This window comes from Bradyrhizobium sp. 613_E4_N2_2 (assembly GCF_052075995.1).
In the GTDB taxonomy this organism is placed as follows: domain Bacteria; phylum Pseudomonadota; class Alphaproteobacteria; order Rhizobiales; family Xanthobacteraceae; genus Bradyrhizobium; species Bradyrhizobium barranii.
In genome coordinates, this window is sequence record NZ_CP197234.1 from 2,182,411 (window position 1) to 2,203,347 (window position 20,937).

The window sequence follows — 20,937 nt, forward strand, 5'->3', positions numbered from 1 at the left end:
TGAAAATGCCGGCCCTGTGGCCGGCATTTTTGTTTTACGTCCGAGGGGATCGAGATGACTTCCATTCGCGCGCTTGCGGGCGCATGTGCCGCAGCGTTCGCATCGTTGTGCGGCTTTGTCGCACCGGCGGAGGCGCAGACCTATCCGACGCGCAGCATCACCATGATCGTGCCGTTCGCGGCCGGCGGACCGACCGACGTGATTTCGCGCATCGTCACCGGGCACATGGCGCAGACGCTCGGACAGAGCATCATCATCGAGAACGTGGTCGGCGCCGGCGGCACCACCGCGACCACGCGCGCTGCGCGCGCGGCCAATGACGGCTATACGCTCATTACCGGGCATATGGGCACGCATGCCGCCTCCGTGCCGCTCTATCCGAAACTCGCCTACCATCCCGAAAAGGATTTTGAGCCGGTCGCGCTGCTCGCGGGCACGCCGATCCTGATCCTGGCGCGCAAGGACTTTCCGCCGAAAGACCTCAAGGAGTTCGTCGCCTACGTGAAAGCGAACGCCGAGAAGGTCAATGCCGCGCATGCCGGCGTCGGCTCGGTCTCGCACGTCTCCTGCGAGCTCCTGCACTCGATCCTCGACATCAAGCCGGTCGGCGTGCCCTTCAACGGCACGGGCCCCGCGATGAATGCGCTGGTGGCCGGACAGGTCGACTACATGTGCGACCAGATCGTCAATGCGGTGCCGCAGATCAATGCCGGCACCATCAAGGCCTATGCGATCGCGACGGCCGAGCGCAATCCGTCGCTGCCGAACGTGCCGACCACGGCGGAGGCCGGCCTGCCTGCGTTCCAGGCCCAGGCCTGGAACGCGATGTTCGCGCCGAAGGGAACTTCGCCCGCGATCATTGCGAGCCTGAATGCCGCCGCCATCAAGGCGCTCGACGACGAGACCGTGAAGAAGCGCCTGCTCGAGCTCGGTAGCGTCATTCCGGGTCCCAAGGACCGGACGCCGGAGGCGCTGGCGACCCTCGTCAAGAACGAGATCGCGAAGTGGACCCCGGTGCTCAAGCCGGCAACTTAACGAGCACTTTCAAGCCGATAGGCGAGGGGCGGGACGCAAGTTCCGCCCCTTGTTGTTTGCACCGGGAACAGTCACTTTTCGGGGTATAATGGGGTTAAACAGCGAATCGCTGCTGTCGTAGCGCGGGGCGCGCCGTTAAGTTCGCCGCCTCCCCAAAGGCTCAATGGCACATGCACCAGTATCAGGACCTGCTCGAGCGGATTCTTTCAGACGGCGCCGAGAAGACCGACCGGACCGGCACCGGCACGCTGTCGGTGTTCGGCCATCAGATGCGCTTCAACCTGTCTGCCGGCTTCCCGATGCTGACCACCAAGCGGCTGCCGCTGAAGGCGATCGTGCATGAGCTGTTGTGGTTCCTGAAGGGCGACACCAACATCAAATATCTGCGCGACAACGGCGTCACCATCTGGGACGAGTGGGCCGATGCCAATGGCGATCTCGGGCCGGTCTATGGCCATCAATGGCGTTCCTGGCCCACGGCCGACGGGCACAGCATCGACCAGATCGCCAATGTCATCGACATGATCAAGCGCACCCCGGATTCTCGCCGGCTGATCGTCACCGCCTGGAATCCCGCCGACGTCGAGAAGATGGCGCTGCCGCCCTGCCACCTGCTTTTCCAGTTCTATGTCGCCAACGGCAAATTGTCGTGCCAGCTCTATCAGCGCTCGGCCGACGTCTTCCTCGGCGTGCCCTTCAATATCGCTTCCTACGCGCTGCTCACCATGATGGTGGCGCAGGTCACGGGATTGAAGCCCGGCGACTTCGTGCATTCGCTCGGCGACACCCATCTTTATTCCAATCACCTGGAGCAGGCGAAGCTCCAGCTCACGCGTGCGCCGCGGACGCTGCCGGTGATGCGGATCAATCCTGATGTGAAGGACATCTTCTCCTTCCGTTACGAGGATTTCGAGCTCGTCGGCTACGATCCGCATCCGCACATCAAGGCGGAAGTCGCGGTCTAGCGCAGATGTCGTTGACCATCCGCCGCGTGCGCGCCGGTGAAGCCGGGCTGGTTCTTGCTCTCATCCGCGAGCTTGCCGAATACGAAAAGCTTTCGCACGAAGTCGAGGCGACCGAGGCGATGATTGCGGAAGCGCTGTTGGGCGAGCGTCCGCAGCTCTATTGCGCGATTGCCGAGTGGAACGGCGAGCCGGTCGGCTTTGCGGTCTGGTTCGTCAATTTCTCCACTTTCAGCGGCCGTCACGGCATCTATCTCGAAGATCTCTATGTGCGGCCGTCGCATCGGGGCAAGGGCCTTGGCAAGGCGCTGCTGGTCTATCTCGCCAGGGAGTGCGTCGACAACGGCTGGTCGCGGCTGCAATGGGCGGTGCTCGACTGGAATGCGCCGTCGATCGCGTTCTACAAATCGCTCGGCGCCGTCATGATGGACGACTGGACGCTGTGCCGCGTCACCGGCCCCGCGCTGACACGACTTGCAGGGAGCGCGTCCTGATGGAGATCATCTTCGTCGTCGCGATCGCGGAGAACGGCGTCATCGGCGCCGGCAACGGGTTCCCGTGGCGATTGAAATCCGACATGGCGCGCTTCAAGGCGCTCACGATCGGCAAGCCCGTGATCATGGGCCGCAAGACCTTCGAAACCCTGCGCCGGCCGCTTCCTGGCCGTACCAACATCGTCATCACGCGCGATGCGGATTATCGCGCCAATGGCGCCATCGTCACGACATCGGCTGCCGATGCGGGCGCGGTTGCGCTTGGCGATGCCCTGCGGCGTTCGGTCGCCGAGATCGCGGTGATCGGTGGCGCCGAGATCTATCGGCAATGGCTCGATCGCGCCGATCGCCTCGAAATCACCGAAGTGCATGCGCGTCCCGAAGGCGACACGCATTTCGACATCGACAAGGCAGAGTGGGATGAGGTTGGGCGCATCCGGCATCCTGCCGGCCCCGACGACAGCGCCGACTACTCCTATGTGACATATCGTCGGCGGGCGGGCAATTAACCGCATTCGTCAATGTTTACATTGACTTTTTCGTGCCCGAGCATAGCTCGAAGGACAGCCCGGGCCGCGTTGTAAGGGACTTGCCTGTCCCCTATAAAGCCGGACCGGACAAAGCGGGCGGGGGCGATTTTCACCCTGCCGAGGAGAGCGTCGAATGCCGTGGAAGAATCAGGGCGGTGGCCCATGGGGCTCGGGTCCGAAGGGACCATGGGGCAACGGCCCGCAACCGGTCGGGCCAAGGCCGCCGGATCTGGAAGACCTTCTGCGGCGCGGCCAGGACCGCCTCCAGCAGATCATGCCGGGCGGCTATTTCTCCGGCATCGGCATCACGCTGATCGTCCTGCTCATCATCGCGTTCTGGCTGCTGTCGGGCTTCTTCCGGGTGCAATCCGAAGAGCTCGGCGTCGTGCTGCGCTTCGGCAAGCATGTCCGCACCGTGCAGCCGGGTCTGAACTATCATCTGCCCTATCCGATCGAAACCGTGCTGCTGCCGAAGGCGTTGCGCGTCAACACGATCTCCATAGGCATGACGCTGATCGACGATCCGGCACGACGCGGCCGCTCCATTCGTGACGTGCCGGAAGAGAGCCTGATGCTGACCGGCGACGAGAATATCGTCGACGTCGACTTCACCGTGCTCTGGCGCATCAAGCCGGACGGCGTCGGCGACTTCCTCTTCAACATCCAGAATCCCGAAGGCACCGTGAAGGCGGTCTCCGAGAGCGCGATGCGCGAGGTGATCGGCCGCTCGCAGATCCAGCCGATCCTGACCGGTGCGCGCAACGTTACCGAACAGGGCGTGCAGGAGTTGATCCAGAGGACCTTGGACAGCTACGGCGCCGGTATTCTCATCAGCCAGGTGCAGATGCAGAAGGTCGACCCGCCGGCGCAGGTGATCGACGCGTTCCGCGACGTCCAGGCGGCGCGCGCCAATCTCGAGCAGTTGCAGAACGAGGCGCAGACCTACGCCAACCAGGTCGTGCCGCAGGCACGCGGACGTGCGGCGCAGATCACGCAGGCCGCCGAAGGCTACAGGGAGCAGACGGTCGCCGAGGCCAAGGGCCAGAGCTCGCGCTTCCTGAAGGTTTACGAGGAATACAAGAAGGCGCCCGACGTGACGCGTGAACGGATCTATCTTGAGACGATGGAGCGCGTGCTCGGCGGCGCCGACAAGCTCGTCTATGACGGCGGCCCCTCGGGCCAGGGCGTTGTGCCCTATCTGCCGCTCAGTGAGTTGACGACCAAGCGGCCGCCTACCACCGGTCAGCAGTCGAGCGGAGGCAACCGATGAGGTCTCCGGTCACAGGTATCGTCACGCTGCTCGCCCTCCTGCTCGTCGTGATCGTCGGCTACATGTCGCTGTTCACGGTGCAACAGACCGAGCAGACCATCGTGCTGCAGTTCGGCCGTCCCGTCGACGTCGTCACCGCGCCCGGCCTGCACTTCAAGGCGCCGTGGAATTCGGTGATCAACATCGACAAGCGGATCCTCGATCTGGAGAACCCGTCGCAGGAAGCGATCGCGTCCGACCAGAAGCGGCTCGTGGTCGACGCCTTCGCGCGTTACCGCATCAAGGACGCGCTGCGCTTCTACCAGAGCGTCGGCTCGATCCAGGCCGCCAACATCCAGCTCACCACGCTCCTGAACGCGGCGCTGCGCCGCGTGCTCGGCGAGGTCACCTTCATCAACGTGGTGCGCGACGACCGCGAGAAGCTGATGCAGCGCATCCGCGACCAGCTCGATCGCGAGGCCGACGGCTACGGTATCCAGGTCGTCGACGTCCGGATCCGCCGCGCCGACCTGCCGGAGCAGAACAGCCAGGCGGTCTACCAGCGCATGAAGACCGAGCGCGAGCGCGAAGCCGCCGAGTTCCGTGCGCAGGGCGGCCAGAAGGCACAGGAGATCCGCTCCAAGGCCGACCGCGAGGCGACCGTGATCGAGGCGGAAGCCAAATCGCAGGCCGAGCAGATCCGCGGCGTCGGCGACGCCGAGCGCAACCGCCTGTTCGCGGAAGCCTACGGCAAGGACGCCGACTTCTTCGCCTTCTACCGGTCGATGACGGCCTATGAGAACGGGCTGCGCGCGAACGACACCCGCTTCCTGCTGCGGCCGGACTCGGATTTCTTCCGGTTCTTTGGTAACCCGTCCGGCAAGACGGCAACCGAGACGCCGGCGAAGCCGTGAGCTAGACAGAGGGCGGCAGTTCTGCCGCCCTTCGTCCAGACAAGAACAGCACTACGGGAGGTTCCATTCCGATGAGGTCCATTGCGTTCGCCGACTTCCTCATCGGCTTAGGCATCCTGTTCGTGCTGGAAGGCTTGATGTTCGCGGCAAGTCCGAACTGGATGCGCAAGGCCATGAAAAGCGCCATCGCCACGCCGGACAATATCCTGCGGGCGGTTGGGATCGGTTCGGCCGTGGCCGGCCTGGTCTTGATCTGGGTTATGCGCCGTCCGATTTAGGCGTCACGCCAACGCCAAAGTGAAGGCGAGAGACTGGTTTTCGCCGTATTATCCGGGTCTTGAGGCCCGTTAAGCTCCGCGCTTGCGCCGTCCCCCCGTTCGAGCGCAGTCTTGGGGGCGAATCCTTGGCGCCTGATCCTTTTCTCTGGAGATACCAATGACCGCTGCCACCATTGCCCCGACCCGCTTGCGCTTAGGGCTGGCCGCGCTCGCCGTCAGTGCATTCAGCGCGTTCGGCACGCCGGCCCTTGCGCGTGGCCCGGACGGGATCGCCGACGTCGCCGAGAAGGTGATCGACGCGGTCGTCAACATCTCGACCTCGCAGACCGTCGAAGCCAAGGGCGGCGGCGGCGGCAGCAACACCATGCCGCAACTGCCGCCCGGCTCGCCCTTCGAGGAGTTCTTCGACGACTTCTTCAAGAACCGCCGCGGCCCCGGCGGCGGCAGCAAGGGCGGCGAGCGCGGTGACAACCCGCCCCGCAAGACCAACTCGCTCGGCTCCGGCTTCATCATCGACACCGCTGGCGTCGTCGTCACCAACAACCACGTCATCGCGGACGCCGACGAGATCAACGTCATCCTCAACGACGGCACCAAGATCAAGGCCGACCTGGTTGGCGTCGACAAGAAGACCGACCTCGCCGTGCTGAAGATCAAGCCGCCGAAGCCGCTGGTGGCGGTAAAGTTCGGCGACTCCGACAAGTTGCGCCTCGGCGACTGGGTGATCGCGATTGGCAATCCGTTCAGCCTCGGCGGCACGGTGACGGCCGGTATCGTCTCGGCCAAGAACCGCGACATCTCCTCGGGGCCGTATGACAGCTATATCCAGACCGACGCTTCCATCAACCGCGGCAATTCCGGCGGTCCGCTGTTCAACCTCGATGGCGACGTCATCGGCGTCAACACGCTGATCATCTCGCCCTCCGGCGGCTCGATCGGCATCGGCTTTGCCGTGCCCTCGAAGACGGTTGTCGCCGTGGTCGATCAGCTCCGCCAGTTCGGCGAACTGCGCCGCGGCTGGCTCGGCGTGCGCATCCAGAGCGTCACCGACGAGATCGCCGAGAGCCTCAACATCAAGCCCGCGCGCGGCGCGCTGGTCGCCGGCGTCGATGACAAGGGCCCGGCCAAGCCCGCCGGCATCGAGCCCGGCGACGTCGTCGTCAAGTTCGACGGCAAGGACGTCAAGGATCCCAAGGATCTCTCCCGCGTCGTCGCCGACACGGCGGTCGGCAAGGAAGTCGATGTCGTCATCATCCGCAAGGGCCAGGAGGAGACCAAGAAGGTCACGCTCGGCCGTCTCCAGGATCCCGACAAGGTGCAGGCCGCGGTCAAGACCGACGAGCCGGCGCCCGAGAAGCCGGTGACGCAGAAGGCGCTCGGTCTCGATCTTGCCGCGCTCAGCAAGGATTTGCGCACGCGCTACAAGATCAAGGACAGCGTCAAGGGCGTGGTCGTCACCAATGTCGACGCCAATTCGGATGCTGCCGAGAAGCGCCTCTCCGCCGGCGACGTCATCGTCGAGGTCGCGCAGGAGGCCGTCTCCAGCGGCGCCGACATCCAGAAGCGGGTCGACCAGCTCAAGAAGGACGGCAAGAAGTCTGTGCTGCTGCTCGTCTCCAACGCCGACGGCGAGCTGCGGTTTGTGGCGTTGAGCGTGCAGTAGTCGCCGCACAATCCAGTAGGGTGGGCAAAGCGAAGCGTGCCCACCATCTTTCCACCATCGCGACAAGAGTGGTGGGCACGGCGCAAGCGCCTTTGCCCACCCTACGGCCGCTGGGCGTGCCGCAAGTGCTGACGACGGGAGAGGCTAAGCCTCCACGAACTCGTCCCGCCGATACCCCTGAGCATAGAGCAGCGCGGTGAGATCGCCATGGTCGATCCGCGCGGCAGCCGCAGCCGCGACCGCTGGCTTGGCGTGATACGCCACGCCCAGGCCCGCCGCCTGGATCATCGCGAGATCGTTGGCGCCATCGCCGACCACGACCGAGTCGATGTCGTCGAGATCGAACGACTCCATCAGATCCACCAGCGTCGCGAGCTTTGCCGCGCGGCCCAAAATCGGCTCCTTGACCTCGCCGGTGAACTTGCCGTCGCGGACGACGAGCTCGTTGGCGCGGTTCTCCTGGAAGCCGATCTTGGCGGCGACCGCGCGCGTGAACAGCGTGAAGCCGCCGGAGACGAGACAGGTATAGGCGCCGTGGGCGCGCATGGTCGCGACCAGTTCGCGGCCGCCCGGCGTCAACGTGATGCGCTTGGCCAGCACCTCGTCGACCACGCTGGCGGGAAGGTCCTTCAGCAGCGCGACGCGCTCGCGCAGCGCTGGCTCGAACTCGATCTCGCCGCGCATCGCGCGTTCCGTAATCGCCGCCACGTGGGCCTTCATTCCGACGAGATCGGCGAGCTCGTCGATGCATTCCTGGCCGATCATGGTGGAATCCATGTCGGCGAGAAAAAGCTTCTTGCGCCGGAAGCCGACTGGCTGCACCACGATGTCGATGGGAAGGTCGCCGCGAAGCTCGCGCAACCGCTGTTCGATGGCGTGACGGTCGCCTTGGAGGTTATCCTGCGCGCCGAAGGGAATGTCGACCGCAACCCCGTCAAACAGCCAGTGCGCAGGTTGCGCCTGGGGCAGCACGGCGCGGGCGCCGTCGACGATGGTGCTGTCGAGCGCGGGATTGTCGGGATTGCAGATCAGCGTGGCGACGAGGGACATTTGAGGTTTTCGTGAGCGAGGGACAAGTCAGCAGAAGACATGTTGGCAAGGCCGTGCTTATCGCAGGCCCGACCGCCAGCGGCAAGTCGGCGCTGGCGCTCGAGCTTGCCCTGAGTACGGGCGGAATCGTCATCAATGCCGATTCCATGCAGGTCTATCGTGACCTCCGCATCATCACCGCGCGCCCCACACATGGCGAGGAAGGACGCGCGCCGCACCGTCTCTACGGCCACGTCGATGCGGCCGTGAATTTCTCGGCCGGCGCATGGGTGGTCGACGCGACGAAGGCGCTGGACGAGGCGAAAGCCGAAGGCCGCCTGCCGATCTTCATCGGCGGCACGGGCCTTTATTTCAAGGCGCTGACGGCGGGCCTCTCCGTGGTGCCGCCTATTCCCGCCGAAATACGTGAGGACGTGCGCGCGCGGCTGGAGCGGAACGGCGTCGAGGCGCTGCATGAGGAACTTGCACGCCGTGATCCGCGCGCCGCCGAACGATTGAACCTGCGCGACCGCACCCGGATCGCGCGCGCGCTCGAAGTGGTCGAAGCGACGGGCCGTTCGCTGCTCGACTGGCACCATGAAGGCCAGCCGCCGCTGCTGCCCAAGGACAGTTTTCGCGCGGTGTTTCTCGCCCCCGAGCGCGACGAGCTCTATGCCCGCATCGATGCCCGTTTCGATGCCATGCTCGGTGCCGGCGCGTTGAGGGAGGTGGAGTGGCTCGCCGCCAGACATCTCGATCCGCTGCTGCCGGCGATGAAAGCCCATGGCGTGCCGGCCCTGATCCGGCATCTGCGCGGTGAGATCGGCCTGGACGAGGCGGCCACGATCGGTCGCGCCGACACCCGCCACTACGCCAAGCGGCAATTCACCTGGTTCCGGCACCAACTGCCCGAGTTCGAATGGGTGAAGCCGGAGGAGGCGAGGGGGTGGCTTGCCGCCATCGTGAATGCGGAGCGGGACCTCCGCTGACGCGCTTTTGTACCCGGGTTCCCGAATTTACCTCTCGCCGAACCCTGGGAACACCGCTACATTGCCAAAATCGCGCGGGAACGGTCGCATTGCCTTGACATCCGGGCTTTGACCGTTATGTTTCGCGCAACCTTTGGGAAGCCGGGCACCTGCCATGCGTAACATTATTACCAAACTCCTTATCGCCGTCGTACCCAGGCACACCGCCGGGGGTGGCTAGCTGCCATCCACAAGACAGGCGGTGTGCATGGGCCCTCTTCGGGGCCTTTTTTATTTCCCGAACCCGACACGAACGAAGCCGCTGACAGCAGCGCATCCGGAGCAAGACAATGAGCGACAAGAGCCACGATCCGAACCAGATGACCGGCGCCGCGATGATCGTTCGCGCGCTCATCGATCATGGCGTGACCGACATTTTCGGCTATCCCGGTGGCGCCGTGCTTCCGATCTATGACGAGATCTTCCAGCAGAGCGAGGTCCAGCACATCCTGGTCCGGCACGAGCAGGGCGCGGGCCACGCCGCCGAGGGCTATGCGCGCTCGACCGGCAAGCCGGGCGTTGCGCTGGTGACCTCCGGTCCCGGCGCCACCAACATGGTGACGCCGCTGACCGACGCGCTGATGGACTCGATTCCGCTGGTCTGCATCTCCGGCCAGGTGCCGACGCATCTGATCGGCAACGACGCGTTCCAGGAGTGCGACACGGTCGGCATCACGCGGCCCTGCACCAAGCACAATTGGCTGGTGCGCGACGTCAACGATCTCGCCAAGGTGCTGCACGAGGCCTTCTATGTCGCGACCTCCGGCCGTCCCGGCCCGGTGCTCGTCGACGTGCCCAAGGACGTGCAGTTCGCGACCGGCACCTATCATCCGCCGCGCAAGTCGGACGTGCACCGCTCGTACGCGCCGCGCGTGAAGGGCGACGCGACGCAGATCCGCAAGGCCGTGTCGCTGCTCGCCAATGCCAAGCGCCCGGTGATCTACAGCGGTGGCGGCGTGATCAATTCCGGCCCCGAGGCGACCAAGCTCCTGCGCGAGCTGGTCGAGGTCACCGGCTTCCCGATCACCTCCACGCTGATGGGCCTGGGTGCCTATCCGGCGTCGGGCAAGAACTGGCTCGGCATGCTCGGCATGCACGGCACCTATGAAGCCAACATGACCATGCATGATTGCGACGTCATGCTGTGCGTCGGCGCGCGCTTCGACGACCGCATCACCGGCCGCGTCGATGCGTTCTCGCCGGGCTCGAAGAAGATCCACATCGACATCGATCCGTCCTCGATCAACAAGAACATCCGTGTCGACGTGCCGATCATCGGCGACTGCGGCAACATCCTCGGCGACATCCTCCAGGTGTTCAAGGCGGAAGCGAAGAAGCCCGACATCAAAGCCTGGTGGCAGCAGATCGCGCAGTGGCGCGCCCGCAACTCGCTCTATTACAAGAAGAGCAACGACGTGATCCTGCCGCAGCACGCGATCCAGAGCCTGTTCGAGGCGACACGCGGCAAGGACACTTACATCACGACGGAAGTCGGCCAGCACCAGATGTGGGCGGCGCAGTTCTTCGGCTTCGAGGAGCCGCATCGCTGGATGACGTCCGGTGGTCTCGGCACCATGGGCTACGGCCTGCCGGCCGCGGTCGGCGTGCAGGTTGCCCATCCCGACAGCCTCGTCATCGACATCGCGGGCGATGCCTCGGTGCAGATGACGATGCAGGAGATGTCGACGGCGGTTCAGTACGAATTGCCGATCAAGATCTTCATCCTGAACAACCAGTACATGGGCATGGTGCGGCAATGGCAGCAGCTGCTGCACGGCAACCGGCTATCGCATTCCTATTCGGAGGCGTTGCCGGATTTCGTCAAGCTCGCCGAAGCCTATGGCGGCGTCGGCATCCAGGTGCACAAGCCCTCTGATCTCGACGGCGCCATCCAGGAGATGATCTCGGTCAAGCGTCCGGTGCTGTTCGACTGCCGCGTCGCGGCGCTCGAAAACTGCTTCCCGATGATCCCCTCCGGCAAGGCGCACAACGAGATGCTGTTGCCCGAGCAGGCCAACGACGAAGCCACGGCAAAGGCGTTCGCCGGCGGCAAGGCGCTGGTGTGACGTCATGTTCGACCTGACGGAGCTCGAGCGCGCACATGCGATCGTGGGGCAGGCGGTGCCGGCGACGCCGGCACGCGGCTGGCCGCTGCTCGCCGAGCGCCTCGGGACGCAGGTCATCGTCAAGCACGAGAACCACACGCCGATCGGCGCCTTCAAGGTGCGCGGGGGTCTCGTCTATCTCGAACGGCTGAAGCGCGAGCGGCCGAACATTCCGGGCATCATCTCGGCGACGCGCGGCAATCACGGCCAGAGCCTGGCCTTTGCCGCGAGCCGTCACGGCGTGCCGGCAGTGATTTACGTGCCGCGCGGCAACTCGGTCGAGAAGAACCGCGCGATGAAGGCGTTTGGCGCCGAGCTCGTCGAGCATGGCGAGGACTTTCAGGCGGCCGCCGAAGAGGCGCAGCGGCGCGCCCAATTTACCGGCCTGCACATGGTGCCGTCGTTCCATCCGGATCTCGTGCTCGGCGTCGCCACCTATGCGCTCGAACTGTTCCGGACGGCGCCGGATCTCGATGTTCTCTATGTGCCGATCGGGCAGGGCTCTGGCATCTCCGGCTGCATCATGGCGCGTGACCTGCTCGGCCTGAAGACCGAGATCGTCGGCGTGCAGTCGACCGAAGCGCCGTCCTACGCGCTGTCGTTCGCGGCCGGCAAGGTCGTGACGACGAAGACCAGCAACACGCTGGCCGACGGCATGGCAACGCGCATTCCCGACGCAGACGCGTTCGCGCTGATCCGCAAGGGTGCCGCGCGCATCGTGCAGATTTCCGACGACGAGGTCGCCGCCGCGATCCGCGCCTACTGGACCGACACGCACAATCTCGCCGAAGGCGCCGGCGCCGCCGCGCTCGCCGCGGCGCTTCAGGAAAAGACCAAGCTGTCAGGCAAGCGCGTCGGTCTCGTGCTGTCCGGCGGCAATATCGATTTCGATCTGTTCCGCAGTTGGGTCGGGGCAGAGGCGCCAGCGATGGCGTGACGGAGAGACAAGAGGGGACGACCATGAACCAGCCGGCATCCGCCTATTTCATCGAGGACCGCCACGATCCCAACGAGACGCATACGCTCTCGGTGCTCGTGCAGAACGAGCCGGGCGTGCTCGCGCGCGTCATCGGGCTGTTCTCCGGGCGCGGCTACAACATCGAAAGTCTCACCGTCTCGGAGACCGAGAGCCAGAAGCACCTGTCGCGCATCACCATCGTCACCACGGGCACGCCGATGGTGATCGAGCAGATCAAGCACCAGCTCGACCGCATGATCCCGGTCTATCGTGTCGTCGACATGACCCTGACCAAGCGCTCGATCGAGCGCGAGCTTGCGATGGTGAAGGTGCGCGGGCAGGGCGAGCATCGTGTCGAGGCGCTGCGGCTGGCGGATGCGTTCCGCGCCCGCGTGATCGATGCCACCACCGAGAGCTTTGTGTTCGAGATCACAGGCAATACGGACAAGATCAACCAGTTTATCGACCTGATGCGCCCGCTCGGCCTTGTCGAGGTGTCGCGCACCGGCGTTGCCGCGATTGGCCGCGGGCCTGAGGGGATGTGAGCCATGCTGGCGCGCGACTGGTACTATAACGAGCGCAACCGGATGGGAATCGAGCCCGCAGTGGCCTCGATCTACGACGCCCATGACGATGCCGATCTGCGGGCGCGCGCCGCGCTGAAAATGCTCGGGGTGCAGCGCGGCTGGCGCATCGCGGATATCGGCTGTGGCAACGGCGTGCTCGCGACCGAAGCGGCGCTGATGGGTGCCGAGGTGGACGCCATCGATATCTCGCCGGCGATGCTGGCGCTCGCCGAGATCTACGCCCGCGACCGTAAGGCGCCCGTGCGCACACAGTCCGCCGGCTTGCTCAGCTTCGCCTACCGCCCGGAATCCTACGATCTGATCGTCAGCGAGTTCACGCTGCACCATCTGCCGGATTTCTGGAAGGCGGTGGCGATGTCGCGGATCTACCGTGCATTGAAGCCGGGCGCGAGCTTCTATCTGCGCGACATCGTCTACGCCTCGATGCCCGACGCCATCGAGCGCGACGTCGAGCAATGGGCCGACTTCCATATCAAGAACCACGATTTTTCGCGCGAAAGCGTCGTCACGCACATGCGCGACGAATATTCCACCTTCGGCTGGGTGATGGAGCGGTTGCTGACCGATGTCGGCTTCACGCTGGTCTCGGTCGATTACCACGCGCCCATGCACGGTACTTATCTGCTGCGGAAACCGAAAGCCGGCGAGCAAGGCTAGAACAGAACAACAAACAGGGCTGCACGACAAAGCAGAACCGAGAACAACAATGAAGCCGGCCGATATCCTCATCGCCATTCTGGTGGCGGTCATCTGGGGGCTTGCCTTCGTGGCGAGCCGGATCGCGCTCGACGAACTTTCGCCGGAGCTGATGACGGCGATGCGCTTCACCATTGCCGCGGTGCCGTGCCTGTTCATTCCCAAGCCGAAGATCGCCTGGTCGCTGCTGATCGCGATCAGCTTTACGCTGTTCCTCGGCCAGTTCCTGAGCCAAGCCTATGGCATCGCGCACGGTGTGCCGGTGGGGCTCACCAGCGTCGTCGTGCAGAGCCAGGCGCTGTTCACCATCGGCTTTGCCGCGATCGCATTCGGCGAGCGGCCGACGCCGGTGCAGACCCTTGGCATCGTCGTCGCCGCAGTCGGCCTGCTCTTGATCTGCGGTACCGTCGGTTACGATTTCAGCGTTGGTGCCTTCGCGGTGCTGATGATCGCCCCGATTTGCTTTGCCGTCGGCAATCTCCTGCTGCGCGGCGCCCGTGGCGCGCCGATGTTCGACCTGTTCGCCTGGCTCTGCCTGACCGCCGCCGTGCCGCTGTTCGCGCTGGCGCTGGTCGTCAACGGGCCGGCGCCGACCTTCCAGTCGCTGATCCATATGTCGCCGACTGGCCTCGTCTGCCTGCTGGCGATCGGCGCCATCTCGACCAGCATCGCCTATTGGCTGTGGGGCCGGCTGCTGCGTGACTATCCCGCAGCGCAAGTGGTGCCGTTCGCGCTGCTGGTGCCGTTCGTCGGCTCGGCTGCTTCCAGCATCGTGTTTGGCGAGAAGTTCGGCCCGTTGCGGCTGGCCGGGATGCTGACGGTCATCGGCGGCATCGCGGTGATGGTGCTGGCGAGACGCCCGCAGCCGCTGCCGAAGACCGCGTGAGGTGAGCATGTCCCAGTCGCTGCTCTATGCCTTCATCATCTTCGCCCTCGTGATGTTCTTCACGCCGGGGCCGAACAACATCATGCTGCTGTCGTCGGGACTGACTTACGGGTTCCGCCGCACCATCCCGCATATCGCCGGCATCACGATCGGCTTCGCCTTCATGGTCGGCGCCGTCGGCCTCGGGCTCGGCACGGTGTTTCTGGCCTATCCGATCCTCCAGACCATCCTGAAATATGCCGGCGCCGCCTACTTGATTTACCTCGCCGCGGTGATCGCCTTCTCGGGGCCGGCCAAGCGGGGCGAGGAGGACGGCCGCGGCCCGATGACCTTCTGGGGCGCGGCGATGTTCCAGTGGATCAACGCCAAGGGCTGGGTGATTGTGATCGGCACCATCACCGCCTATGCCGCCATCGCCCAATTCCCCCTGAACATCGCGATCCAGACCCTGATCAGCCTGCTCGTCGGCACGGTCTCGACGGTGGTCTGGGCCCTGTTCGGCACTGCACTACGACCGGTACTGACCTCGGAGCGGCTGGTCCGCGCCTTCAATATCGTGATGGCGCTCCTGCTGCTCGCCTCCCTCTACCCCGTTTTCATGGATGCATGATGTCGCGGATTTCCATGCAGAAACGGGTTTCCCTAGGGGCTGAAAATGCTCTAGACAGCCCCCGAAATCCGCAAATTTCACCCTTCGGACACTGACCTTTGGCCGATTCTGGCCCTGAACGAGGAAACGACTATGCGTGTTTATTACGATCGCGACGCCGACCTGAACCTGATCAAGGGCAAGAAGGTCGCCATCGTCGGCTATGGCAGCCAGGGCCACGCCCATGCGCTCAACCTCAAGGACTCCGGCGTCAAGGACGTCGCCATTGCGCTGCGCAAGGACTCGGGCTCGGTCAAGAAGGCGGAAGCCGCCGGCTTCAAGGTGATGGAAGTCGCCGAAGCCGCCAAATGGGCCGACCTCGTCATGATGCTGACCCCGGACGAGCTCCAGGGCGACATTTATCGCGAGCACCTGCACGACAACATGAAGAAGGGCGCCGCCCTCGTGTTCGCGCACGGCCTCAACGTCCACTTCAACCTGCTCGACCCGCGCGCCGACCTCGACGTGCTCATGATCGCGCCGAAGGGCCCCGGCCACACCGTGCGTTCGGAATATCAGCGCGGCGGCGGCGTGCCCTGCCTGATCGCGATCGCCAAGGACGTCTCGGGCAACGCCCATGACCTCGGCCTCTCCTACGCCTCCGCCGTCGGCGGCGGTCGTGCCGGCATCATCGAGACCACCTTCAAGGAAGAGTGCGAGACCGACCTGTTCGGCGAGCAGGTCGTGCTCTGCGGCGGCCTGGTCGAGCTGATCAAGGCCGGCTACGAGACCCTGGTCGAAGCCGGTTACGCCCCGGAGATGGCCTATTTCGAGTGCCTGCACGAAGTGAAGCTGATCGTCGACCTGATCTATGAAGGCGGCATCGCCAACATGAACTACTCGATCTCCAACACCGCGGAGTACGGCGAGTACGTCACCGGTCCGCGCATCGTCACCGCGGAGACCAAGGCCGAGATGAAGCGCGTTCTCGCCGACATCCAGGGCGGCAAGTTCGCCCGCGACTGGATGCTTGAGAACAAGGTCAACCAGACCTCGTTCAAGGCGACCCGCGCCAAGCTCGCCGCGCATCCGATCGAGGAAGTCGGCGCGAAGCTCCGCGACATGATGCCTTGGATCAAGAAGGGCGCGCTGGTCGACAAGAGCAAGAACTGACGGCTGCGCCGTCATTCCGGGTTCGCGACCTCGTCGCGCCCCGGAATGACGAGCGAAACACAAGCTTCGCTCGCCAAACCAAATTTTAAACCTTCTCGACTACATCGGAGCGAGATCGCGAACGGCGGTCTCGCTCCTTTCATCTCGCGCGAAGCATTGCGGCTTCATTCAAATTCTTCGCGAGCTGACATGCCCTCTGAGCGCGAAGAACTGACGCTTAAACCACATTCTTGGTCTCGCGTCGTTTTCATAACTTCTCCAGAAGCTCGCGATCGCCAAAAGCCCAGCGTCTTCAAGATCGAGGATTCGGATCTTCATCTGCATCTTCAGGGCGCAATCAATCTCATGTCGCGAAGTTCGCGCGCCGCTTCATCTTAAGAATCGACACCCGCGACGTCCCTTTGAGCGTTGGTGGCATTGCGCTGACACATCCTTCTCTCCATGATCGCGGGAACTTGAGGGGGAGGGGTCTATGCGATCTGTCGTCGTCACCGGCGCGTCCACCGGCATCGGCTGGGCCATTGCGAAATTTCTGATCGGGCGCGGCTACCGCGTCTTCGGCAGCGTCCGCAAGCAGGCCGACGCCGACCGGCTCAGGGGTGAGTTCGGCGCGAACTTCACGCCGCTCCTGTTCGACGTTACCGACGAGGCCGCCGTGCTCGCCGCTGCGCGCCAGGTTCGCGAGGCGCTGGCTGGCGACACGCTGGCGGGGCTCGTCAACAATGCCGGCATTGCGGTCGCGGGGCCGGTCCTGGAATTGTCGGTCGACGATTTCCGCCGCCAGATGGACATCAACGTCATCGGCCCGGTCATCGCGACGCAAGCCTTTGGGCCGCTGCTCGGCGCGGACCCATCGCTGAAGGGGCCGAAGGGGCGGATCGTGATGATCAGCTCGGTCGCCGGCAAGAACGGCAATCCGCTGTCGGCGCCTTACTGCACCTCCAAGCACGCCATCGAAGGCCTGTCGGAGAGCCTGCGGCGTGAGCTGATGCTGTTCGGGATCGACGTCATCATCGTCGCCCCAGGCGCAGTGAAGACGCCGATCTGGAGCAAGGCCGAAGAGATCGATCTCTCCGTCTACCAGAACTCGCCCTATCTGCCGGCGCTGAACAAGGTCATGGCGTTCATGATGGACCTCGGTGCGAAGGGCCTGCCGGCCGAGCGGATCGCCGAAATCGTGTTCGAGGCGCTGACCGCCGCGAGCCCCAAGGTGCGCTACCAGATCACGCCGGATCCGTTGCGCCATCTGGTCGGCGCATTGCTGCCGAAACGGACGGTTGATCGCATCATCGCAAAGCGCCTGGGGTTCCTGCCGCAGGGCTGATCGACGTTCAGCTCGCTTCGGCCGTCCGTCGGCGGGGGTGGGCGGCCATCGCGATCAGCCGCAGCGCCATCACGGCGAACAACGGAATGAGGAAGGCGGCATGGAGCGGCATCGCCTGCACGCGCTTGCCGAACGACACCATGAACTGGAACCAGAGGTAATAGCCGCCCACGAGGTGCAGCACGCGCCAGGCCTGCGGTCCGAGCAGCGCGGCGGTGCGGTCGAACGAGGTCGCGCTCATGGCGATGATGAATGCATAGCCGATGCCGCCGAAGATGTAGGACGCGGCCGAAGTCGCCTCCACAAAGCCGGCCGGGTCCATTTTGGCGAAGGCAACGATCGCGCCTGCGTGGATGGCGTGGGAGGCCGCAAAGCTCAAGCCCAGATAGCGACGGTTGCGGCGCTGCCAGCGGGTCCAGGCGTTAGGCCACAGCCGTGCGAGCGCCGCAGCACTGAAGGCAAGGCAGAACAGCAGCAGCGAGCTTCGCGCCGTGAAACGGATCACCATCCGTACGCCCTCGACCTCGAACTGCCGCATCGACGCGATCCACAGGCTGAGCGCGATCAGGCTCAGGGTGAGCACGGCGAGCAGCCGCCAGCCCTCGAACCAGTTTTGGCGTTGTGACATGGCGGTCTCCTCCTTAATGTAAGCATCGATTACATTTCAGGCTGACGAAGTCGTCAACGGTGTAATCGATGCTTACATTCACGTTGAGGTGATGCTAGGAAGCGCCATGCCCGCCCGACAGCCGTCCAAGCCGCGCGCCCGCCGCCAAACGCCAGAAGCCCGGCCCTATCATCACGGTGACCTCCGCCGCGTGCTGATCGATGCTGCGTTGCAACTGGCGGCGGAGGGTGCCGAAGTCTCGGTGCGCGAGGCCGCACGCCGGGCCGCGGTTTCGCCGGGGGCGCCGTTCCGGCACTTCCCCAACCGCGACGCGCTGATGGCGGCGGTGGCCGGGGAGGCGCAGCGGCGCTTTCGCGCCGAGATCGAGGTGGCGCTGGACCAGGCGCCGGCCACCGACCCGCTCGGCCGCTTCCGCGCCTTCGGGCTCGCTTACCTGCGCTGGGCGATGCGCAACCCCGCGCATTTCGAGATCATCTCGACGGGGCGCTACTTCGCTCATGGCAGTTCCGCGGAGCTGACACGCGACAATGCCGAGCTGATCGCCCTGACCGAACGGATGCTGGCAGACGCGGCGGAGCAGGGTCTGCTGCGGTCGGTCGATCTCAAGCGCATCCAGATCGCCGGCCGCGCCCTGGTCTACGGCTTTGCCCGGATGAATCTTGACGGCCACTTTCCGCGCTGGGGGGTGGAGGAGGGCGAGACCGAGCGGATGGCGGAAGGGGTGATCGACCTGTTTATCGCGGGGATCGCGAAGCCGGGCCGCGGCTCCTGAACTGACTGACCCTCATGGCGAGGAGGCGCGTAGCGCCGTCTCGAACCATGCAGGCCCACTCGGGCCTCGCCCTTCGAGACGCCTGCTTCGCAGGCTCCTCGGGGTGAGGGGATGGAGTTGGCCGTGCGGCTGTTCGCCGCCTGCTAACATTAAGCGAAGGTCGGACCGCGACACGCGTTGCTTGTCCGTGACCATTCAATTACAGTTTTATGACACGGTGCAGGCTTCCGGCTGCGCCGAACGCCGCAGGCCGGCCCGACGGCTGGGTATTCATCGCGCCGGACCAGAAGTTGCGTGCCGTCGATGGCGTCCGCGCCGAATCCAGGTCCTTCTGCCACCACCGCCGTGCTGGCGAGCGTTGCCGCGCTCGGCATCTGGCGCCTGCTTGCGGTTGCCGCGCCGCATCTTGCCGCCCTCGCGCTCATGTACGAGACCGAGACCGATTTCGGTTCGCGGCTTTCGTTCGTGCTCGCTTGGGGCATCCTCAATTTCTTCTGGATCACGCTCTTGCGGCGGCCGGCACTGTCGGGTGCGCTGTCGCTGACCATGGTCGTCGTGCTGGTGCTGCTGTCGCGTCTCAAGCACGACGTCGTGCAGATGACGGTCAACTTCATCGACCTGATGATGATCGACCGCGACACCGTGGCGTTCCTGTTCACGATATTCCCGAACCTGCGCTGGTCGGTGATCGGGGCCGGCCTCGTCACGCTGCCGCTGATGTATGCGCTGTGGTGGCTCGATCCGTTTCGCATCCGCCGCCTGCCGGCGTTCGCGTCCACGCTCGCCTGTCTTGCCGCACTGGTCGGCTATTCGCTCTATCATCCGGACGAGGCCTGGCGCGGCTATTACGATGACGGCTATCTCTCGAAATTCTTCCGCTCCGGCGTCAGCGCGGTCTCCGACTTCGCGCAATACGGCTTCATGGAGTCGGCCGCCTCGACCAACGAGCGGCTCAACATGCCGCTGGTGGATGCCTGCCACCCCGCGGGCCGCCGGCCGAACATCATCATGGTCCATGATGAATCGAGCTTCGACATTCGCGCTGCCCAGGGCATCAAGGTGCCGCCGCGCTATGGCGATCATTTCAAATCCTTTGACGGCAAGCAGCGCACGTTCCTGGCCGAGAGCAATGGCGGGCCGAGCTGGTTCACCGAATACAACGTGCTCGCTGGCCTCTCCTCGCGCTCGTTCGGCCGCTTCGCCTATTTCGTGACGCGCATCGCCTCAAACCGCGTCGAGCGCGGCCTGCCGCTGGCGCTGCGCCGCTGCGGCTATGACACGCTATCGCTCTATCCCGCCTATGGCGGCTTCATGGGCGCGCGCAGCTTTCAGGTGACGACCGGCGTCGAACGCTTCCTCGACTCGAAGGATCTCGGCGCCAAGGACGTCGAGCCGGACTCCTTTTTCTACGACAAGGCGCTCCAGCTGATGGGCCAGCAGCCGCCGAACAAGCCGCTGTTCACTTTCATCTATCTCGGCGCCAATCATTTCCCCTGGGAGACGCGCTTCCGCCCCGATCTGCTGCCGAACTGGCGCGCGCCGGGCAATAATGTGGCGTCCATCGACGAATATCTGCGCCGGCAGGCGATGAGCGCCGAGCAGTACAGAGCGTTTGTCGCGGGCCTGAAGAAGAATTTTCCCGGCGAGCCCTTCCTGATCGTGCGCTACGGCGATCATCAGCCCGAGTTTGCACCGAACCTCCTCGAGCCCGGGCTCGACGAGGGCGCCCTCGGCAAGAAGCTCGACGCTTACGATCCGCGTCTCTACGCGACCTATTACGCGATCGACGCCATCAATTTCGAGCCGGTGAAGAGCGAGGCCGTGATGGACACGGTCGACGGCCCCTATCTCCCGCTGGTGATCCAGGAAGCCGCCGGCATTCCGCTCGATCCCTCCTTTGCCGAGCAGAAGCAGATCATGCTCCGCTGCAAAGGCATCTTCTACGGCTGCAAGGACGGCGCCGAGGCGCGGCGGCTCAACCGGCTGCTGATCAATGCCGGGATCATCCGGGGGCTGTAGCGCTGATCGCTACGCAGA

21 protein-coding genes are annotated in these 20,937 nt (G+C 64.6%); 19 read left to right on the forward strand and 2 right to left on the reverse strand.

Annotated features, from left to right (window positions below):
• Positions 1–54 precede the first annotated feature (54 nt).
• From AB7290_RS10325 to AB7290_RS10360, 8 genes are all read left to right on the forward strand, one after another.
• Entirely contained in the window at positions 55–1,035 is a 981-nt protein-coding gene (locus AB7290_RS10325) for a tripartite tricarboxylate transporter substrate binding protein BugD (RefSeq protein ID WP_071910509.1), read from the forward strand.
• A 170-nt stretch (positions 1,036–1,205) separates the two neighbouring features.
• A complete protein-coding gene (locus tag AB7290_RS10330) occupies positions 1,206–2,000 on the forward strand; it encodes a thymidylate synthase (protein ID WP_085399730.1) in 795 nt (264 codons plus the stop codon).
• Positions 2,001–2,005: 5 nt separating this feature from the next.
• A complete protein-coding gene (locus tag AB7290_RS10335) occupies positions 2,006–2,491 on the forward strand; it encodes a GNAT family N-acetyltransferase (RefSeq protein ID WP_085399729.1) in 486 nt (161 codons plus the stop codon).
• Positions 2,491–3,000 (forward strand): dihydrofolate reductase, encoded by a 510-nt coding sequence (locus tag AB7290_RS10340; RefSeq protein ID WP_085399728.1) that lies wholly within the window; start codon positions 2,491–2,493, stop codon positions 2,998–3,000. The genes AB7290_RS10335 and AB7290_RS10340 overlap by 1 nt, the downstream gene beginning before the upstream one ends.
• A 154-nt stretch (positions 3,001–3,154) precedes the next feature.
• The gene (hflK, locus tag AB7290_RS10345; RefSeq protein ID WP_063981619.1) at positions 3,155–4,291 is read left to right on the forward strand and encodes an FtsH protease activity modulator HflK; all 1,137 of its coding nucleotides are present in this window, start codon (positions 3,155–3,157) and stop codon (positions 4,289–4,291) included.
• Positions 4,288–5,184, forward strand: a complete 897-nt coding sequence (hflC, locus tag AB7290_RS10350) for a protease modulator HflC (protein ID WP_063981620.1) — start codon at positions 4,288–4,290, stop codon at positions 5,182–5,184. The genes hflK and hflC overlap by 4 nt, the downstream gene beginning before the upstream one ends.
• A gap of 71 nt (positions 5,185–5,255) precedes the next feature.
• Entirely contained in the window at positions 5,256–5,462 is a 207-nt protein-coding gene (locus AB7290_RS10355) for a DUF2065 domain-containing protein (RefSeq protein ID WP_025038031.1), read from the forward strand.
• Between the two features lie 157 nt (positions 5,463–5,619).
• Positions 5,620–7,125: a Do family serine endopeptidase gene (locus AB7290_RS10360; protein ID WP_071910517.1), complete on the forward strand. Its 1,506-nt coding sequence runs from the start codon at positions 5,620–5,622 to the stop codon at positions 7,123–7,125.
• Between the two features lie 144 nt (positions 7,126–7,269).
• Here AB7290_RS10360 and serB read toward each other — a convergent pair whose 3' ends face one another.
• Positions 7,270–8,175 carry a phosphoserine phosphatase SerB gene (gene serB / locus AB7290_RS10365; protein WP_085399727.1) on the reverse strand — a complete coding sequence of 302 codons (906 nt, stop codon included), beginning with the start codon at positions 8,173–8,175 and terminating at the stop codon, positions 7,270–7,272.
• Positions 8,176–8,186: 11 nt separating this feature from the next.
• Between serB and miaA the strand changes: the two genes are divergently transcribed.
• The 9 genes from miaA to AB7290_RS10410 all read left to right on the forward strand — a co-directional run bounded on the left by miaA (position 8,187) and on the right by AB7290_RS10410 (position 17,500).
• Positions 8,187–9,143, forward strand: a complete 957-nt coding sequence (gene miaA, locus AB7290_RS10370) for a tRNA (adenosine(37)-N6)-dimethylallyltransferase MiaA (protein ID WP_085399726.1) — start codon at positions 8,187–8,189, stop codon at positions 9,141–9,143.
• Positions 9,144–9,472: 329 nt separating this feature from the next.
• The gene (locus AB7290_RS10375) at positions 9,473–11,248 is read left to right on the forward strand and encodes an acetolactate synthase 3 large subunit (protein ID WP_063981624.1); all 1,776 of its coding nucleotides are present in this window, start codon (positions 9,473–9,475) and stop codon (positions 11,246–11,248) included.
• Positions 11,249–11,252: 4 nt separating this feature from the next.
• On the forward strand, positions 11,253–12,224 hold the full coding sequence (locus tag AB7290_RS10380; RefSeq protein WP_085399725.1) for a threonine dehydratase: 972 nt from the start codon (positions 11,253–11,255) through the stop codon (positions 12,222–12,224).
• Positions 12,225–12,247: 23 nt separating this feature from the next.
• Positions 12,248–12,790 carry an acetolactate synthase small subunit gene (gene ilvN, locus AB7290_RS10385; protein WP_014493064.1) on the forward strand — a complete coding sequence of 181 codons (543 nt, stop codon included), beginning with the start codon at positions 12,248–12,250 and terminating at the stop codon, positions 12,788–12,790.
• Positions 12,791–12,793: 3 nt separating this feature from the next.
• Complete coding sequence (locus AB7290_RS10390) at positions 12,794–13,489, forward strand: class I SAM-dependent methyltransferase (protein ID WP_135214120.1); 696 nt, start codon at positions 12,794–12,796, stop codon at positions 13,487–13,489.
• Positions 13,490–13,538: 49 nt separating this feature from the next.
• Positions 13,539–14,414 (forward strand): EamA family transporter, encoded by an 876-nt coding sequence (locus AB7290_RS10395; RefSeq protein WP_085399723.1) that lies wholly within the window; start codon positions 13,539–13,541, stop codon positions 14,412–14,414.
• Positions 14,415–14,421: 7 nt separating this feature from the next.
• The gene (locus AB7290_RS10400; RefSeq protein WP_085399752.1) at positions 14,422–15,024 is read left to right on the forward strand and encodes a LysE family translocator; all 603 of its coding nucleotides are present in this window, start codon (positions 14,422–14,424) and stop codon (positions 15,022–15,024) included.
• Between the two features lie 132 nt (positions 15,025–15,156).
• The gene (gene ilvC / locus AB7290_RS10405; RefSeq protein WP_071910530.1) at positions 15,157–16,176 is read left to right on the forward strand and encodes a ketol-acid reductoisomerase; all 1,020 of its coding nucleotides are present in this window, start codon (positions 15,157–15,159) and stop codon (positions 16,174–16,176) included.
• A 472-nt stretch (positions 16,177–16,648) separates the two neighbouring features.
• On the forward strand, positions 16,649–17,500 hold the full coding sequence (locus tag AB7290_RS10410; RefSeq protein WP_085399722.1) for an SDR family oxidoreductase: 852 nt from the start codon (positions 16,649–16,651) through the stop codon (positions 17,498–17,500).
• Between the two features lie 7 nt (positions 17,501–17,507).
• On the opposite strand, the gene AB7290_RS10415 is transcribed toward AB7290_RS10410, so the two are convergent.
• Positions 17,508–18,128: a hypothetical protein gene (locus tag AB7290_RS10415; protein ID WP_135214121.1), complete on the reverse strand. Its 621-nt coding sequence runs from the start codon at positions 18,126–18,128 to the stop codon at positions 17,508–17,510.
• Positions 18,129–18,234: 106 nt separating this feature from the next.
• Between AB7290_RS10415 and AB7290_RS10420 the strand changes: the two genes are divergently transcribed.
• On the forward strand, positions 18,235–18,900 hold the full coding sequence (locus tag AB7290_RS10420; protein WP_085399720.1) for a TetR/AcrR family transcriptional regulator: 666 nt from the start codon (positions 18,235–18,237) through the stop codon (positions 18,898–18,900).
• A 303-nt stretch (positions 18,901–19,203) separates the two neighbouring features.
• Entirely contained in the window at positions 19,204–20,919 is a 1,716-nt protein-coding gene (locus tag AB7290_RS10425) for a sulfatase-like hydrolase/transferase (RefSeq protein WP_071910536.1), read from the forward strand.
• Positions 20,920–20,937 lie beyond the last annotated feature (18 nt).

Coding starts and splice junctions, on each gene's coding strand:
- AB7290_RS10410 (WP_085399722.1), top strand. CDS start 16,649: ATGCGATCTGTCGTCGTCACCGGCGCGTCCACCGGCATCGGCTGGGCC.
- AB7290_RS10340 (WP_085399728.1), top strand. CDS start 2,491: ATGGAGATCATCTTCGTCGTCGCGATCGCGGAGAACGGCGTCATCGGC.
- AB7290_RS10375 (WP_063981624.1), top strand. CDS start 9,473: ATGAGCGACAAGAGCCACGATCCGAACCAGATGACCGGCGCCGCGATG.
- AB7290_RS10400 (WP_085399752.1), top strand. CDS start 14,422: ATGTCCCAGTCGCTGCTCTATGCCTTCATCATCTTCGCCCTCGTGATG.
- hflC (WP_063981620.1), top strand. CDS start 4,288: ATGAGGTCTCCGGTCACAGGTATCGTCACGCTGCTCGCCCTCCTGCTC.
- ilvC (WP_071910530.1), top strand. CDS start 15,157: ATGCGTGTTTATTACGATCGCGACGCCGACCTGAACCTGATCAAGGGC.
- AB7290_RS10335 (WP_085399729.1), top strand. CDS start 2,006: ATGTCGTTGACCATCCGCCGCGTGCGCGCCGGTGAAGCCGGGCTGGTT.
- AB7290_RS10395 (WP_085399723.1), top strand. CDS start 13,539: ATGAAGCCGGCCGATATCCTCATCGCCATTCTGGTGGCGGTCATCTGG.
- AB7290_RS10380 (WP_085399725.1), top strand. CDS start 11,253: ATGTTCGACCTGACGGAGCTCGAGCGCGCACATGCGATCGTGGGGCAG.
- AB7290_RS10325 (WP_071910509.1), top strand. CDS start 55: ATGACTTCCATTCGCGCGCTTGCGGGCGCATGTGCCGCAGCGTTCGCA.
- AB7290_RS10355 (WP_025038031.1), top strand. CDS start 5,256: ATGAGGTCCATTGCGTTCGCCGACTTCCTCATCGGCTTAGGCATCCTG.
- AB7290_RS10390 (WP_135214120.1), top strand. CDS start 12,794: ATGCTGGCGCGCGACTGGTACTATAACGAGCGCAACCGGATGGGAATC.
- AB7290_RS10360 (WP_071910517.1), top strand. CDS start 5,620: ATGACCGCTGCCACCATTGCCCCGACCCGCTTGCGCTTAGGGCTGGCC.
- AB7290_RS10425 (WP_071910536.1), top strand. CDS start 19,204: ATGGCGTCCGCGCCGAATCCAGGTCCTTCTGCCACCACCGCCGTGCTG.
- serB (WP_085399727.1), bottom strand. CDS start 8,175: ATGTCCCTCGTCGCCACGCTGATCTGCAATCCCGACAATCCCGCGCTC.
- AB7290_RS10330 (WP_085399730.1), top strand. CDS start 1,206: ATGCACCAGTATCAGGACCTGCTCGAGCGGATTCTTTCAGACGGCGCC.
- ilvN (WP_014493064.1), top strand. CDS start 12,248: ATGAACCAGCCGGCATCCGCCTATTTCATCGAGGACCGCCACGATCCC.
- AB7290_RS10415 (WP_135214121.1), bottom strand. CDS start 18,128: ATGTCACAACGCCAAAACTGGTTCGAGGGCTGGCGGCTGCTCGCCGTG.
- hflK (WP_063981619.1), top strand. CDS start 3,155: ATGCCGTGGAAGAATCAGGGCGGTGGCCCATGGGGCTCGGGTCCGAAG.
- AB7290_RS10420 (WP_085399720.1), top strand. CDS start 18,235: ATGCCCGCCCGACAGCCGTCCAAGCCGCGCGCCCGCCGCCAAACGCCA.